Genomic DNA, 14,341 nt, shown 5'->3' on the forward strand with positions numbered 1-14,341 from the left:
TAAATTTTAAAATTGGTTCTAAAGCAAAACCCTTTAAAAACCGTCTATCTTATAAAACAACAATCAATCATTTTATTTTTCTCTGCGTTTAACTTAAATATACATAGTATTTATTATATGGCCGCAGAATGGAATATATAAACTACTGATAAATATATCAATCTCCTAGTGGTAGCCTTCCATTTCCTCCTCTATAAGAATCGAGATTGAATTTAATTCGCCTTAAATTTTCCTGTACTAATGATTCTCTTTTATGGGCAAGCTTCATCGCCAATACATCTAGCTGAACCAATAGTGCATATCTTGATGTTGTAGGACGAAAAATATCATCACCCTCACTCACTTCGATTTTGAACACAACATCGGCAAGCTCTGCTAAAGGTGAAATTGCGCTGGTAAACGCCAAAACTTTCACTCCATACTGCTTCGCTACTTTTGTAATATCGATGATTTCTGGAGATCTTCCTGAAATCGAGAAAATTACCAAAACGTCCTTTTTACTTAATACGGACGCTGTCATTCTTCCCATTAAACTATCGTTATGCACAGAACACATCACACCCAATCTAAAAAATCTATTCTGAGCTTCTTGGGCCATGACACTTGATGAGCCTCCACAACCAAAAATCATCATCTGTTGTGACTGTTCGATAATGTCGATAGCTTCTTCTATATTACTTTCAGAAACGATTTGTTCATGACAGTCCAATGTTTTATGTATTGCTGAAAACAGTCCTTGGGTATCAGAATATACTGTGTTGCTGACAAATCGCTGCCCTAAACTTTGACACTGGGCTAATTTAACTTTTAAATCTCTTACATCCTTGCAACCTACCGCTTTTGCAAAACGAGTCACTGTTGCTTCACTAACACCTGCTTTTTTCGCTATATCGGTAATACTTGCTTTTGCACTAAATGTAATATCATCTGTGATCGCTTTTGCGACTCTTTTTTCCGCTCCGCGAAGCTGTATATATACATCATGTATTCGTGAAACTATGTCTAATTCATAATTCATAGCGGGACCTTCTAATTTATATGTCTAATTTATTAATTTATCGTTAACATATCTGAGAGTTCACTCACACTGAAAAATATAATTGTGATAGTTTCTATCTTTTTGCGACCAAAAAAATACTTAATTGCATAAAAAACAATAAGTTATATTTTGAAAGCAATTTGCATTAATTGAAAATATTGTGATAGATAGTATCGAACAAATGATAAATTGTTCTTTCTTACATAGCTAAAACAGATAAAAACTTGAGCTATTTCACGCTTTTTAAGCCATATATAAGCTGCAATTTTTCTAGAAAAAAGAGATGTTGCTAAACTATGCCGAAGTAACATAAATTCTTAGTGGATAATGTTTTTCCGAATATTGTTTTTCATTAATTTATTAATAAAATGCAGCTCTTCATATATAAATCTCGGCTCATATTAAATATGACATGGCACACCTAATCACTGTGTATTTATATGATAGATATCTTATTTTAACCTCAACTCGGGATAAGAAAGTCAAAACTCCATATTTAATAATAAGTTAAGCTTTAACTAGGCGCAGTGCTGCTATTTTAGATGAATGACAAGGCAAAATTATAAGTGATAGTTATTCTATCACGTTGATTTTAACGAAGTCAGACGCTATAAGAGCAGTACTGAGCGGCTTAAATTATCCCGAGCTGAGGTTATTTTAGGTTTACTAAATATGAATTACTTAGTGAAGAAGTATCAAAAATTACAACAACTTGATTAGACTTGCCTGATTGGTTTTTTCCACCAAGGTAAGACGCACATATCAGCGACTTGTTTTATACGGGGAGATGTTTTGCTAAACGAACGTCGGAATGGAATTCATCACTATACTATGAACTCGTTTTTATCTTGTAGAGCTGACTGCTGTTAATTCTGATAAGCATATCAGGTGCTTTACGTAACTAAAGTAGTCATTAAACCGGTTGTTAACGCCGTTCTAACCACTACTTTAGACAACACCTTATGGGGCTACAACGCTATTATTGATTGGCTAAGTGAAATGCCGTTACATAATCTCGTGCATTCTGTCTGATAGTTTCGTCACTCATACCAGGTTTGTATAATGATGAACCTAAGCCGAATCCTTTGGCACCAATATTAAGCAATGGTCTCATGCTCTCCTCTATCGGCTCAATCCCGCCCACGGGTAAACATATTGTCTGTTCTGGCAGGACGGCTTTTAGGGCTTTAAATCCATCTAATCCAAGTACTGAGACAGGAAACAGCTTTATTCCTGTCGCTCCCAACGCCAATGCAGAAAAGGCCTCGGTTGGTGTTGCAACACCGGGAAATACAATACAATTTGCCTCCAATGAGAGCGTAACGACATCATCATTTAGGTTTGGAGTCACAACCAAATTAGCGCCAGCAGCAATAACCTCTTTAACCAATTCCTTTGAAGTCACCGTCCCTGCACCGACATAACAGGTTTTATTGTAAGCGGCTGATAATAGTTTAATACTTTCTATTGCATTCGGACTGTTAAGTGGGACTTCTATCATTGAATAGCCTTCACTGATCAATATCTCCGCCACTCTAACCACATCTTGTGGTGTAATCCCTCGCAATATTGCAATTAGAGGCAGGTGATTATCTAGATCGAAATCTACATTACTAAGCATTTAATACTCCATATATTTGATTCATTCCCAGTATAAAACAGTCGTCTCCACTCACTATTGTACTGTTTAAGGAAAGTAACTCTGATGCGTACTCATATCGCCAACCCAACTCTGTATTGCCAACAATATAGAGATGATTACCTTGTAGCTCTTTCAGCTCATAGCCAATTAACAAACCAGAGAGATAGTTTAAAGTGTGTTCATCTTTCACGTTGTCAAACAAACGCATTGTTCTAACTGAAAAAAGTGAATGACTTAAGTTCTCCGTTTTGCTTTCTCTAACACCCATATCAAAGGCATAATTTGATTCAAATTGCTTAGGAAGAGAGTGACCAAGAATGGAATGCTGAGATAATATTGAGTACAGTTCGCCTGTCATATAAGTAGAGAAGTCTGTTAGTTCCCCATTTGTCATAGCGATATGCTTACTATGAGTGCCTGGAAAAACAGCGGTAAAATTATTCTTTTCTATTGCGGCACGAAGCCCAAAACACTGAACCTCTTCTCCCCGCATGACATCGTGTCTCTTTGGGGAGTGACTATGACAAACCCCCGGAACTATGTAGGCAGTACTGCCCCACGGTAACGGAAGAGAGTACACCGCATTCGCAAGTTTCTCGGTGGTAACTGACGTTTCCACATAAGGAACATTAACCCACCCCTGCGCAGAACCAACCATACCCGCCATATATATGGGAAGATGCTGATAGTTCTCGATCCAACCAGATAATATTTTTTCTAAAGATTCGGCAAATTGCTGATTCTCTATTTGAAGTAGACCTAACGGCTCTTCTACCTGATCGAGTCGCTCTCCTGAAGAGTTAATTAAGAAAGCCCTGAAGTTGGTTGTTCCCCAATCTATCGCGATATAACTACCTTTATTATCTTTCATAACGGCCTTCTTATGCTTCTGTAGAGTATGCATTCCCTACGCTCGATGCAGCCTGTTTAGCGAGGAGTCCAATTTGTTGCCAATCCTTATTATTAATTAGCTTCTTGTCCACCATCCAAGTTCCACCACATGCAGTGACTCGATCTATTGCGAGATAGTCTTGAACATTTTCTGGGTTTACCCCACCAGTTGGCATAATTTGAATATCGACATAAGGCGCTAAAAGCGCTTTAAGCATACCAATGCCACCTGAGGCCTCTGCCGGAAAGAACTTAAGCATTTTCAAATCCATAGCGAGTGCAGCCTCAATCGACGTTGGGTTATTTACTCCTGGGATGTAAGGGATATTTATGGTTTTACAAGCTAATGCGGTTTGAGGACTAAACCCCGGTGATACTATAAAACTGGCCCCTGCATTTTTGGCCGCGATCACTTGTGACTCAGTTAATACTGTACCTGCGCCAATAAGCATCTCTGGTTGAGACTGACGCAATAGTCTAATTGCTTCTTCTGCCGCATCCGAACGAAAGGTAATTTCAGCCGCCGGAAGTCCATTATCAAATAACGCTTTTCCTAAAGGTATAATATCTTCAGCATTATCCAATGCGATAACTGGAATAACCTTTATTTTTTCCATTTGTTCAATTAGCTTATTCATATTTATTAGCCTTAATAATTGCAGATTCCAATAATGATTTACTGATTAACGCCCCTCTGTGTTGTATAACTATTCCAGCAAGGCAATTACCTATTTCCGCACACTCTTCTGGTTTATAACCACGAATATAACCATGTAGAAAACCAGCATTAAATGAATCACCGGCAGATGTGGTATCTACAACCTGAATATCATCCTCTATTCCCACATGAATCATTTTATTGTTTATAAAGTCTTTATAAACACATCCATTCTTTCCTCTTTTCAATACAACCTTGTTCACTCCTGACTTTTCTAAGCGCGCTAAGGTGTCGAGGTAGTCTGAATCACCCCATAAATTCTTTTCGTCGTCATCAGTTAACAAGGCTAAATCGCAAAATGATAAAACCTTCTTATGAATATATTGTGCATGGCCTTCACCCCCTCTGCTTTCCCATAAACGAGGTCGATGATTAGAATCAAAAATAATTGCCACACCTAACTTAGATAACTGTTCTAATTGCGATACTAAAGATGCACAGTCTTCCTTCGGTAAAATAGCCAAACTAATACCGCTGACGTAAATTGCATCCATCGATTCTAGTCCCGATTGAACTCGATGAAACTCTGGATGAGACACCATGTACTTGGCCGCTGAGTTGTCTCTCCAATATACAAATGAACGTTCTCCGGCTTCATCCAGCCGGATCAAATAAGCGCCGACCGTTCTTTTTGAATCAATCAGCACATTGTCAGTGTTAATATTTTGCTGCTGCCAACTCGCGATAATTTCACGGCTTAAATCATCACTTCCCATCGAGGTAACATAAGAGACTTGAGTGCTCTTATCACGATTCAATGCTGATAGATAAATTGCTGTATTTAAACTATCTCCACCATAACTTTTCTTTATACCGCTATCTGATGACGTTCCAAATTCAACCATACACTCACCAATGAGTGCTATTTTTCTTTTTATTTCAGGCATAGATACGCCTCCTAATATAGTCATTAAGCAGCCGAATATATAAATCATCCATTAAATATATAACCTTACCTAAGTTATATTATTCATCTATTATTTATAATGATATTTAGGCATATCAAGGACAACACACCTGATTAAAGCAGGCAACCCAGCACACTTAAACAATCCCACTGAGTTGCACACAGCTCAATTAAAAACAAAAGGTTTTTAGTTAAATAATATCCACTGAGATTATTTATCAACATCCCAATGAGTATTTAAATTAATTGATCAAACTATTAAATATAATTCTATTTAGATTTGTAACAAGTGAGGTCCACTTCTACTTTTACGTCTACAACTAAGTCCGCAACCATACAGATTCTAGCTGGCGGATGATCCGAAAAATACTCTTTAAATACTTTGTTAAATGATTGAAAGTAACGTGCATCAGTTAAAACAACCTTCATATGAACAATGTCTTCTTTACCATACTGTGCGTTCTTCATGATATCCAAACAGTTATCAATGGCTAAACGAGATTGTTCAATAATGCCACCTTCAACAACTTCACCATCTGTCATTGGAGTTTGGCCCGAAATATACAGCCAACCACCAGCTTCTACTGCATTAGAAAATGGCAAATGCTGTCCACCTGTTCCAGCTTTACCTTCAACACCATAACGTTTAATTGTCATAATTCACCTCAGTTTTTTTAAATTAACAGCCACGTCGAAGAAATCGACCGTATCTGCCATGTTCCACAGTATTGTTTTGGTAAGCTAATTGACCATTAACATATACCGAATGTATCCCTTTGGCCTTTTGCTCTGGCTGACTAAATGTCGCTTCATCTTTAATTGTTTCAGCATCGAAGATAACTAAGTCTGCAAATGCGCCTTTCTTTATCACTCCTCGATTTACCAAATTAAACCGATGCGCAGATTTACCCGTCATCTTATGTACTGCCTGTTCTAGTGAAAGCAGGTTTTTCTCACGACAGTAGTGTCCAAGCATTCTGGGAAATGTTCCCCATAATCGCGGGTGCGGATGAGGGTCATTAGGTAACCCGTCAGAACCAATCATGGAATGCTCAGAACTCAGCACTCTTTCTACATCTTCAGGATGCATATTGTGATATACCGCGCCTGCGGGTTGTAAAGCCTTAGCGGCTTCTAACAAAGTGCAACCCATTTCACTGGCAATACTCTTTAGCATTTTTTGCGCATGCTCTGGGCGTGACTGAGACCAAGTAATAAATATATCGAATTCATCGGTAACTTGTTTAAGATCCAATGTGGATGAGCTAGCAGAATATGGATAGCAATCACAGCTCACATCTTGATGTTTCTTGGTTTTGTCCATGAGTGCAAGTGTTTCAACGGTACGCCCCCAGTTTCCAGCTCCCGCACACTTCAAATGAGATATAACAACTGGGATATCATTGGCTTTTCCGACGTAAAATGCTTCTTTCATCGCGTCTAAAATCGGTTCAAACTCGGAACGCATATGAGTGGTGTAAATACCATTTTGCTTAGTCAGTTCAGCGGCTAGCTGCGTAACTTCTTCAGGGTCAGATTCAAACGCCGAAGCATAAGCAAGACCAGAGCTCAAGCCTAAAGCGCCGTGTTTTAACGAGTCACTAAGTGCCTCTTTCATTAACTCAATTTCATCTCGTGTAGCAGTGCGATACAAGTCGTCCATAACATTATTTCTAAGCGTTGTATGACCAACTAATGCAGCGACATTCACAGCAGGCTGCGCTTTTTCAATAGCGTCAGCATAATCTTTAAATCTTGGGTACTGAAAATCCTCTTTCTGACCAAGTAAGTTCATAGGATCAGGAGGTGAATCGAGCAACACAGCAGGAGAAGCGCTGATACCGCAATTACCAACAATCACAGTCGTCACGCCTTGACTGATTTTTGGCACACAATCGGGGTAACGGATCACATTGGTATCATCATGGGTATGAACATCAATAAAGCCTGGAGCAACCGTTAGCCCTCGTCCATCAATAATTTCCGCATCTTCCGATATAATATTGCTATCAACATTAATAATCTGATCATGAGAAAACTCAATATCAGAGGTATATCGAGCACGTCCTGTCCCATCTACTATTGAGATGTTCTTAATCAAATATTTACTTCTAGTCATTTACATACCTTGGACTAATCTCCCAATGGCTGCCTACTTCCGCTGCCATCACGATGATTATCTAGCGTTATTTTTAATCGTCTTAATTTATCTCTTACCTTAGGCTTATTAGTAGATGCTAACCTATAAGCAAGAATATCGAGTGTGACCATCATGGCGTACCGAGATGAAGATGGTTTATAAATGTAGTCACTCTCCTCAGTGATAATTGGCAGTGTCAGATCACTGATTTCACTTAATGGAGATCCCGTTTGTGTAATTGCTATAACTTTCGCCCCATACTGCTTAGCAATTTCTGCACTTTCTGCAATCTCTGCTGTATATCCTGTTAAAGACAAAGCAATAAACACATCTTTTTCATCTATGGTCGAGGCAGCCATTCGAGTAAGTAAGCCATCATTGTATGAAGAGACAACATACCCTAACCGAAATAACCTGAACTGCAGTTCTTGCGAAAGTACCGTCGACCCCCCTCCCATTCCGACAATGACTATCTGCCTAGAATTATTAACAATGTCACAAGCTTTATTGAGTACTTCCGGTGTAATGGCGTCTCTGTTTTTTTGAATAACATTTTGAGCACTTTGATAAATGCCTTGGATACCAGTCTCATCGGGTTTCTCATAAATAAACCGTTGGCCTACGGCTAAACATTTAACAATCCTCAACTTTAAATCTCGGACGTTTTTGCATCCCATTGTTTTCGCAAATCTTGTCACTGACGCTTCACTTACCTGCGCCTGTTCTGCCAATTCAGTAATACTCGCGGAACTGGCAAAAGTTAAGTCATCAACAATGACTTTTGCTACTGATTTTTCTGCTTCTCGCAACTTTGGATACATCTCTGTAATACGAGAAATAATGTCAATTTCTACATTCATAATGACCTCAAGAACGGGGTTAATTATTGCTTTACTTTTATAATAAATCTGTGAGATAAAACTCATTAAATATACAATAGTTTGATACTTTTTAACACTTTTAGGCGGTATATTTTTTAATATACAATAAAAACAACAAGTTAAAAATGTTACCAAAAATTGCAAAAATCAAGGAGTTTAAAAATGTATGATAGTAACTCTCACAAAATTTCAGCTAAATACCAAAAAGGGATGCCATTCGAACAGCAAAAATCACAGCGTTACGACTTAAGTAAAGGAGAAGTAAGTTTGCCTTGTGCGACCCTTAATCTCAATTCTGTGAAGCACAACATAAATTGGATGCAAGAGTTCGCAAACTTCCATAATATTTTGCTAGCTCCACATGGCAAAACCAGTTTGACTCCAGAAATAATACAGCTTCAAGTAGAGGAAGGTGCATGGGGAATAACGGTAGCGAATGTTCAACAAGCTTATGTAGCAAAAATGGCAGGGGCAAAGCGGATAATAATCGCCAATCAAGTAATAGGAAAAAGCAACTTTAAACTCGCGGCTGAATTAATGTCAGACGTTGAACTCTATATTTGTGTTGATTCCATTTCTAATATCCGCGCTCTTGGCCAGTTTTTCAGCCAACAGTCCAGCCCATTAAATATTCTTATCGAATATGGAGTTCCTCACGGTCGATGCGGAGCGAGAACAGAAGCAGAAGTAAATGATTTAGTCGATGAGCTGGCACAGCACTCAGGTTTATCTCTTCAAGGATTAGAGTTTTATGAGGGCGTTATTCATGGAGGTAATGAAGAAAAAGAAGTGCAGGAGTTTGTTTCACAAGTGTGCGACCTATTCATGAGGTTAGATGCTAAATCCACTTTTAACTGTCAGTCTCCTATTATTACCGGTGCCGGTTCAGCATGGTATGACATTGTTACACAAGCCTTCCAGTCATTGCCTGACCGCCTAACTAAAATAATCCGTCCTGGCTGCTATGTTTCTCACGATAAAGGCATATACCAAACTGCTCAACGAAAAGTGCTAGAGCGCATTTCTCATTCAGAGCAATTAAGCAAATTCATCGAGAACGATCTGAAGTCCGCTATTGAAGTTTGGGCATACGCTCAGTCACGTCCAGAGCCAAATCGTATTATCGTTGCTCTGGGAAAACGAGATGTCGCATTTGATACAGAGTTACCTATGCTAGAACGAATATATCGGGATGGAGAACGTATAGAATTTAATGCTCAGTTGGCGATAACAAAAGACGTCATGGACCAACATATGTTTTTGGAAGTGCCTGATGACTGCCCTATCTGTGTGGGTGACGCTCTAGTATTCTCAACCTCCCATCCTTGTATCACTTTCGATAAATGGCGACATATCGCCATTAGTGAAAACAACATCGCAACTCATTGGATGAAAACCGAATTCTAGTTTCTTTAGGAATGAAATGGTAAAAACCAACATAAGCACAAAAAGATATGTTGGTTTTTACCAAAGTAGCGATTCCCCGATCTTCATATTCACCATTTAACCGGTTTATTATCTGCCTGCTATATAGTTAACCATTAACAACAAAATTTGCTCTTCATACCATGAGAATATCGTTAAGCAACTTGAATGACTGAGCGTCAATAACCTTATTTTTCCTACAGTATATCTATGATCACTTTTCTGAGTTATTTCAATACTGCAACAGCTTTACTTGCGTATATACTGTCTCTGATAGGGTCTAGATTCTAGATATAACAAAAGGATTGTCATTCGCAAATGAAAGAACTTTTTGAGTTTAGTTTATATTTGCTCTACGGCTTAGTTTTCTTCGCAATTGGTTTTTCTATCTATTTTAGAGATATGCGATTTAGCCACCTATCCATCGCCTCCGCTTTGCCAACCCTCGCTATTTTCGGTTTTATTCACGGTTTACATGAGTGGTCAGAAATGTACCTTCATATCTACAGCCAAGATCTAGAAATGCACAATACGGTCAAAATATTTAAAGTAGCAAAATTATGGGCTTCATTTATTGCCCTTGGCTACTTTGCAATTCAGATGTTAGCGATGACCAAATGGCGACTAAAACCTCATATTCAATTCTTAACACAAGCCATCACAATTATATTTTTCTTTAGTGTAATTTATCGCTACTTCTCAATAGACCTAGACAGTTTCGTACAAGAGACGACTCAAGAGATACGCTGGCTTTTTGGTTCAGGTGCTGGCGCATTAGCAGGCGCTTCATTAATGAACTATTCTCAAAAATTAAAGTTAGAAGAGAGAAAAGCCTCTGATGCGGTAGAGTACTTAGGCATTTCTATTATTATTTATGGTGTATTTGCTGGGTTACTCTATATCCAAGATCCTATTATTGGCGCATCTATTCGTACGCTATTGGCAATCATCGTATTAATCTTCTTACGCAAGACATTAGAAATATTCGATGCCGAACGACAGAGTCAAATAGAATTGTCGCTTCAGCAAGTGCTTCATGATAACAAGTTACGTGATATCGGCGAACTATCTTCTGGCATTGCTCATGAGATAAAAACACCGTTAAGTAGTGCTTTAATGCGTTGCGATCTACTCGAAAAGCAGCTTGAGCAATTTGATAAAGAAAACGCAAAAAGACAACTAAAACAAGTTAGAAAAGGGGTAGTAAAAGCAGCACACATCAGCCAAGAATTGTTACAGTTTTCTCACAAGCGAACCGCGATTAAACAACGGGTCTCTATAGAGAGCCTCATCAATGAGTCGTTGGAGCTTATGGGGCATAATCTCAATGACTTCCATGTGCATAAGAACATTCCCTCAAACCTCTATTTCTTCGCGGATAAAGAGCAGTTGGAAGAGGTTATTATCAATATAGTGAATAACGCAATAGATGCATCCACAGACAATAAAACCATCTGCATCGACGCAGAACAGAAAGGTCTTAAGGTATTGCTATCAGTCACTGATTTTGGCGGCGGAATAAGCGATGATATTAAAGATAAAGTCATGTTGCCTTTTTTCACGACAAAAGATAAGACCGTAGGTACAGGTCTTGGTCTCACTTTATGCCAAAAAATACTAGAACAAAATCAGGGTAAACTTAGCTTTGAAAATACCGATGCCGGGCTAAAAGTGAGTATCGAGTTACCGATGGAGAATTAATGAGTCTTAAACTATTACTAGCAGAAGATGACCTCGACTTACGTGAAGTCATTACAGAAGCACTTTCGATGGACGGCTTTGAAGTCACCCCATGTGAGAGTGCTGAACAGGCAATTAGCTGTGCAATGAGGCACTCATACGACATTGCGATTCTCGATTTTATAATGAATGGTATAAGTGGTATTGACGCAATTACCGTACTAAAACAGACTAATCCCAATATTGGAATTGTCATAATTACCGCATTTGGCACTGTGGATACGGCTGTTGATGCGATGAAAAAAGGCGCAGATGAGTTCCTGACCAAACCCTTTAATTTACAAACTCTCTCTGTCACCCTTAAGAAAGTACATGAAGGAAAGTCATTGAAGTCGCCAGCGGTCAGCAAAGATAGTGACCTAGTATTTAGCGCCCTTGCCAACCCGATACGAAGAAATGTTATCTACCAACTTAAAACCCATCAGAAATTAAAGTTTATGGATCTATGTCGTCTTGTCGGTATCGAAGATCACACCAAATTTAACTTTCATCTGCGACAATTAATTAAAAGCGGTTTGGTCGATAAAGATCATGAAAAGTCGTACTTCTTAACCAAAGTTGGTATAGATATAGAAGCCAGAGTTCTCATTTAATTAAAACGATTATAAAGAACGCCATATGCCGTTATCCGTAATACCTATCACCATTTTATCTCGGCTTCAGCTATATCATTTTGAAAAAATAGCGATATTAACCGATCTGTTCTCATTGAATAAAAGTCTTTGAGCTCTTCGTCTTCCTGATCATGACAATCTGTACAGATCTCTTTTGCATCAAACTCTTCATGAGGTAAATGGCACTCAACGCACTCCATACTTTCGCCATCTTGGTGTTTAATATTATGTTGTCTACCTTCAAGTTCAGACATTACGCCATGACATTCGACACAGCTCTTATATTCAAACTCCAAGTCATCAGAAGGCTCCTCTCCTACATGACATTGATCGGCACATGTTTCATCTTTTAAGTGAAAATTGGCTAAGTTATCTTCATTCGGATTTGGCAAATCTTCCGCCTGAACCGTTGATAATCCAATAGAGATAACTATCAGAATAAGAAACTTAATTATCTTCATTAGTTTGCTCCTACTGTCAAATTCCATGGCAATCAATACAGATTAAAATTCTATCCGTCGGGCTTATTTTTTTCATTTTATCAACGTCGTCATGCATATCATGGCAAGACGAACAGAGAACATCAGTAAAATGCACATCGTGCGTCCATTCTATTGTTGAAATAGATTCTGGAGAATGGCAGTCCATGCACTTGTCATTTTGTACTTGAATAGATTGGTTTGAGTGTTCAGAAAAAACAATAATCTCCGACTCTTCTTTGGGGTGACGATTTTTAAATCCATGGCAGGCAGTACAGTTATTAAAAAATTCTTCACTTTTATGAGCCCCTACACTTTTTATAGCCCGAACCCCTTTAATTAATCTCTCTTTTTGATGACATCGTATACATCGCTTATTTTCTTTGGCAATTATTAAAATGTCAGAACTTGCTAACTGACTACTATAAGTCGCTTTTTCTTCCACCTGTTGAATACTCTCATCAGCTATTGACGAAGATGCTAACAAAAAAAGAAAAATAATATTTCCGATAAAATATATGAATTTTCTAATTATATCCATATTCAAAAATGCCTGTATAAAACGCCACATTTAAATTAGGCCAGAACATCTCTGGCCTAATTTTATTTAGTTACCTAAAACTCACTTAAACTCTAGGTTCACTACACCTCGGTGGAATATGTGATTTATTTGAGAGTTATCGAACACTGCAACTCCAAATGGATAAGCTTTATCCAATTCTTTAAATTGTACATCTTGAGTATCAGCATTTTCTCCAGTTGTAACCAATTTACGTTTCATCTCTAAGGTCCATACACCTTTATCCCAGACTGCACCAACTTCCACGTCACCACGAGACCCTGTAAATGGAGAGCCAGTTAAACCCGGAATACGATCAATTGCATCAAAGTCTTCGCTAAATGGTATTTTTTCTGTCTCTAAAATGAGTAATGTATCTTGCTTCAAGTTATTTGAAACGTAAGCGGGCTTGCCGTCTTTCACGTTATTTACGTAACCACCGCCTGTTTTATTGTCGCCTTTTCTTCCCCAGCCTTTATTTAACTTAGCATCGGTGTTGCTATCTACATACTGGTCATCGAGTTGATTGTGGACTGCACTACGCACACCTTTCCAGTGCCACATATCGATATACTGGCCTTCATTGGTAAACTTACGAGCAGGGTTTTTATCTTTAATGCCATTTATTTTCCCATCTTTCGCACGGTGACAGGCGGCGTTACAACCTTTTTCTGCAAAACCATCTGCATTAATGTCCCAGAACACTGCAAATTTATCTTCGTAATAGGTATTATCATGCCCAGTACTATCTTTATTTTTGAGCTGCTTCCACGAGCCATCTTCCTGTTTTATCCAAGGAAAGCGATCAATGCTTTTTGTCGGGTCTTTATAAGTAACTAGAAAGTAAACGAATTCATCATCATATAAAGACTTCATTTCTACATTTGTTTTTTTAATTCCCTCATAACCATTATTTGGTTTATAAGGTAATTTGTTTAGTTTTATTTTTATTGATTTGGCGTTATCCCATGCAGAGTCTACTACTCCATCAATTGAGACGTCTCCCATTAATTTGTTACTCTCTAACGTTATAGTTTTAGCATTTACCACGCCAAAAGGTAGCGCGGTCAATGCGAGTACTGTACTAATTGAAATTATCGAACGTTTCATAACTCACTCCCATCAGTTTTAATTCCTTTTCACTATATAAGAGTAGAAGTTACATTTATTTCTCCACTTGATCTCCATCAATTAAATAATGCCATAAAATAACTAATAAAGAGCTTTGTGATCATTCAATTAAAAGGTGTTAAGTAGATTTATACATAATAATAAAACATGATAAATTAATTTATCATGTTTTATC

14 protein-coding genes are annotated in these 14,341 nt (G+C 38.1%); 3 read left to right on the forward strand and 11 right to left on the reverse strand.

Annotated elements, in window-relative coordinates:
* Positions 1-157: 157 nt before the first annotated feature.
* The 8 genes from CHJ_RS22950 to CHJ_RS22985 form a co-directional block, all read right to left on the reverse strand.
* Positions 158-1,018: a MurR/RpiR family transcriptional regulator gene (locus CHJ_RS22950; RefSeq protein ID WP_317919169.1), complete on the reverse strand. Its 861-nt coding sequence runs from the start codon at positions 1,016-1,018 to the stop codon at positions 158-160.
* 1,000 nt (positions 1,019-2,018) lie between these two features.
* Complete coding sequence (locus CHJ_RS22955) at positions 2,019-2,660, reverse strand: 2-dehydro-3-deoxy-6-phosphogalactonate aldolase (RefSeq protein WP_317919170.1); 642 nt, start codon at positions 2,658-2,660, stop codon at positions 2,019-2,021.
* A complete protein-coding gene (locus tag CHJ_RS22960; RefSeq protein WP_317919171.1) occupies positions 2,653-3,552 on the reverse strand; it encodes a 2-dehydro-3-deoxygalactonokinase in 900 nt (299 codons plus the stop codon). Before CHJ_RS22960 ends, CHJ_RS22955 begins: the two co-directional genes overlap by 8 nt.
* 10 nt (positions 3,553-3,562) lie before the next feature.
* Positions 3,563-4,210 carry a bifunctional 4-hydroxy-2-oxoglutarate aldolase/2-dehydro-3-deoxy-phosphogluconate aldolase gene (locus CHJ_RS22965; protein ID WP_317919172.1) on the reverse strand — a complete coding sequence of 216 codons (648 nt, stop codon included), beginning with the start codon at positions 4,208-4,210 and terminating at the stop codon, positions 3,563-3,565.
* Positions 4,203-5,177 (reverse strand): sugar kinase, encoded by a 975-nt coding sequence (locus CHJ_RS22970; RefSeq protein WP_317919173.1) that lies wholly within the window; start codon positions 5,175-5,177, stop codon positions 4,203-4,205. Before CHJ_RS22970 ends, CHJ_RS22965 begins: the two co-directional genes overlap by 8 nt.
* 290 nt (positions 5,178-5,467) lie before the next feature.
* Complete coding sequence (locus CHJ_RS22975) at positions 5,468-5,854, reverse strand: RidA family protein (protein ID WP_317919174.1); 387 nt, start codon at positions 5,852-5,854, stop codon at positions 5,468-5,470.
* A 22-nt stretch (positions 5,855-5,876) separates the two neighbouring features.
* Positions 5,877-7,316 (reverse strand): N-acyl-D-amino-acid deacylase family protein, encoded by a 1,440-nt coding sequence (locus tag CHJ_RS22980; RefSeq protein WP_317919175.1) that lies wholly within the window; start codon positions 7,314-7,316, stop codon positions 5,877-5,879.
* A 14-nt stretch (positions 7,317-7,330) separates the two neighbouring features.
* The gene (locus CHJ_RS22985) at positions 7,331-8,197 is read right to left on the reverse strand and encodes a MurR/RpiR family transcriptional regulator (RefSeq protein ID WP_317919176.1); all 867 of its coding nucleotides are present in this window, start codon (positions 8,195-8,197) and stop codon (positions 7,331-7,333) included.
* A gap of 183 nt (positions 8,198-8,380) precedes the next feature.
* Here CHJ_RS22985 and CHJ_RS22990 point away from each other — a divergent pair, with 183 nt between their 5' ends.
* From CHJ_RS22990 to CHJ_RS23000, 3 genes are all read left to right on the forward strand, one after another.
* On the forward strand, positions 8,381-9,625 hold the full coding sequence (locus CHJ_RS22990) for an alanine racemase (protein ID WP_317919177.1): 1,245 nt from the start codon (positions 8,381-8,383) through the stop codon (positions 9,623-9,625).
* Positions 9,626-9,961: 336 nt separating this feature from the next.
* Positions 9,962-11,344, forward strand: a complete 1,383-nt coding sequence (locus CHJ_RS22995) for a sensor histidine kinase (protein ID WP_317919178.1) — start codon at positions 9,962-9,964, stop codon at positions 11,342-11,344.
* Positions 11,344-11,976: a response regulator gene (locus CHJ_RS23000; protein WP_317919179.1), complete on the forward strand. Its 633-nt coding sequence runs from the start codon at positions 11,344-11,346 to the stop codon at positions 11,974-11,976. Before CHJ_RS22995 ends, CHJ_RS23000 begins: the two co-directional genes overlap by 1 nt.
* Before the next feature lie 47 nt (positions 11,977-12,023).
* On the opposite strand, the gene CHJ_RS23005 is transcribed toward CHJ_RS23000, so the two are convergent.
* From CHJ_RS23005 to CHJ_RS23015, 3 genes are all read right to left on the reverse strand, one after another.
* Positions 12,024-12,458, reverse strand: coding sequence for a cytochrome c3 family protein (locus CHJ_RS23005; protein WP_317919180.1), 435 nt, complete (start codon positions 12,456-12,458; stop codon positions 12,024-12,026).
* 16 nt (positions 12,459-12,474) lie between these two features.
* Positions 12,475-13,017, reverse strand: coding sequence for a multiheme c-type cytochrome (locus CHJ_RS23010; protein WP_317919181.1), 543 nt, complete (start codon positions 13,015-13,017; stop codon positions 12,475-12,477).
* A gap of 81 nt (positions 13,018-13,098) precedes the next feature.
* Complete coding sequence (locus CHJ_RS23015; RefSeq protein WP_317919182.1) at positions 13,099-14,145, reverse strand: ethylbenzene dehydrogenase-related protein; 1,047 nt, start codon at positions 14,143-14,145, stop codon at positions 13,099-13,101.
* Between the last annotated feature and the right edge of the window lie 196 nt (positions 14,146-14,341).

This window comes from Vibrio sp. MACH09 (genome assembly GCF_033238805.1).
In the GTDB taxonomy this organism is placed as follows: domain Bacteria; phylum Pseudomonadota; class Gammaproteobacteria; order Enterobacterales; family Vibrionaceae; genus Vibrio.

Excerpts from the sequence above, each read along its gene's own strand:
- CHJ_RS22955 (WP_317919170.1), bottom strand. The coding sequence starts at position 2,660 with ATGCTTAGTAATGTAGATTTCGATCTAGATAATCACCTGCCTCTAATT.
- CHJ_RS22960 (WP_317919171.1), bottom strand. The coding sequence starts at position 3,552 with ATGAAAGATAATAAAGGTAGTTATATCGCGATAGATTGGGGAACAACC.
- CHJ_RS22995 (WP_317919178.1), top strand. The coding sequence starts at position 9,962 with ATGAAAGAACTTTTTGAGTTTAGTTTATATTTGCTCTACGGCTTAGTT.
- CHJ_RS23010 (WP_317919181.1), bottom strand. The coding sequence starts at position 13,017 with ATGGATATAATTAGAAAATTCATATATTTTATCGGAAATATTATTTTT.
- CHJ_RS22975 (WP_317919174.1), bottom strand. The coding sequence starts at position 5,854 with ATGACAATTAAACGTTATGGTGTTGAAGGTAAAGCTGGAACAGGTGGA.
- CHJ_RS22965 (WP_317919172.1), bottom strand. The coding sequence starts at position 4,210 with ATGAATAAGCTAATTGAACAAATGGAAAAAATAAAGGTTATTCCAGTT.
- CHJ_RS23000 (WP_317919179.1), top strand. The coding sequence starts at position 11,344 with ATGAGTCTTAAACTATTACTAGCAGAAGATGACCTCGACTTACGTGAA.
- CHJ_RS22980 (WP_317919175.1), bottom strand. The coding sequence starts at position 7,316 with ATGACTAGAAGTAAATATTTGATTAAGAACATCTCAATAGTAGATGGG.
- CHJ_RS23005 (WP_317919180.1), bottom strand. The coding sequence starts at position 12,458 with ATGAAGATAATTAAGTTTCTTATTCTGATAGTTATCTCTATTGGATTA.
- CHJ_RS22985 (WP_317919176.1), bottom strand. The coding sequence starts at position 8,197 with ATGAATGTAGAAATTGACATTATTTCTCGTATTACAGAGATGTATCCA.
- CHJ_RS22990 (WP_317919177.1), top strand. The coding sequence starts at position 8,381 with ATGTATGATAGTAACTCTCACAAAATTTCAGCTAAATACCAAAAAGGG.
- CHJ_RS22970 (WP_317919173.1), bottom strand. The coding sequence starts at position 5,177 with ATGCCTGAAATAAAAAGAAAAATAGCACTCATTGGTGAGTGTATGGTT.
- CHJ_RS23015 (WP_317919182.1), bottom strand. The coding sequence starts at position 14,145 with ATGAAACGTTCGATAATTTCAATTAGTACAGTACTCGCATTGACCGCG.
- CHJ_RS22950 (WP_317919169.1), bottom strand. The coding sequence starts at position 1,018 with ATGAATTATGAATTAGACATAGTTTCACGAATACATGATGTATATATA.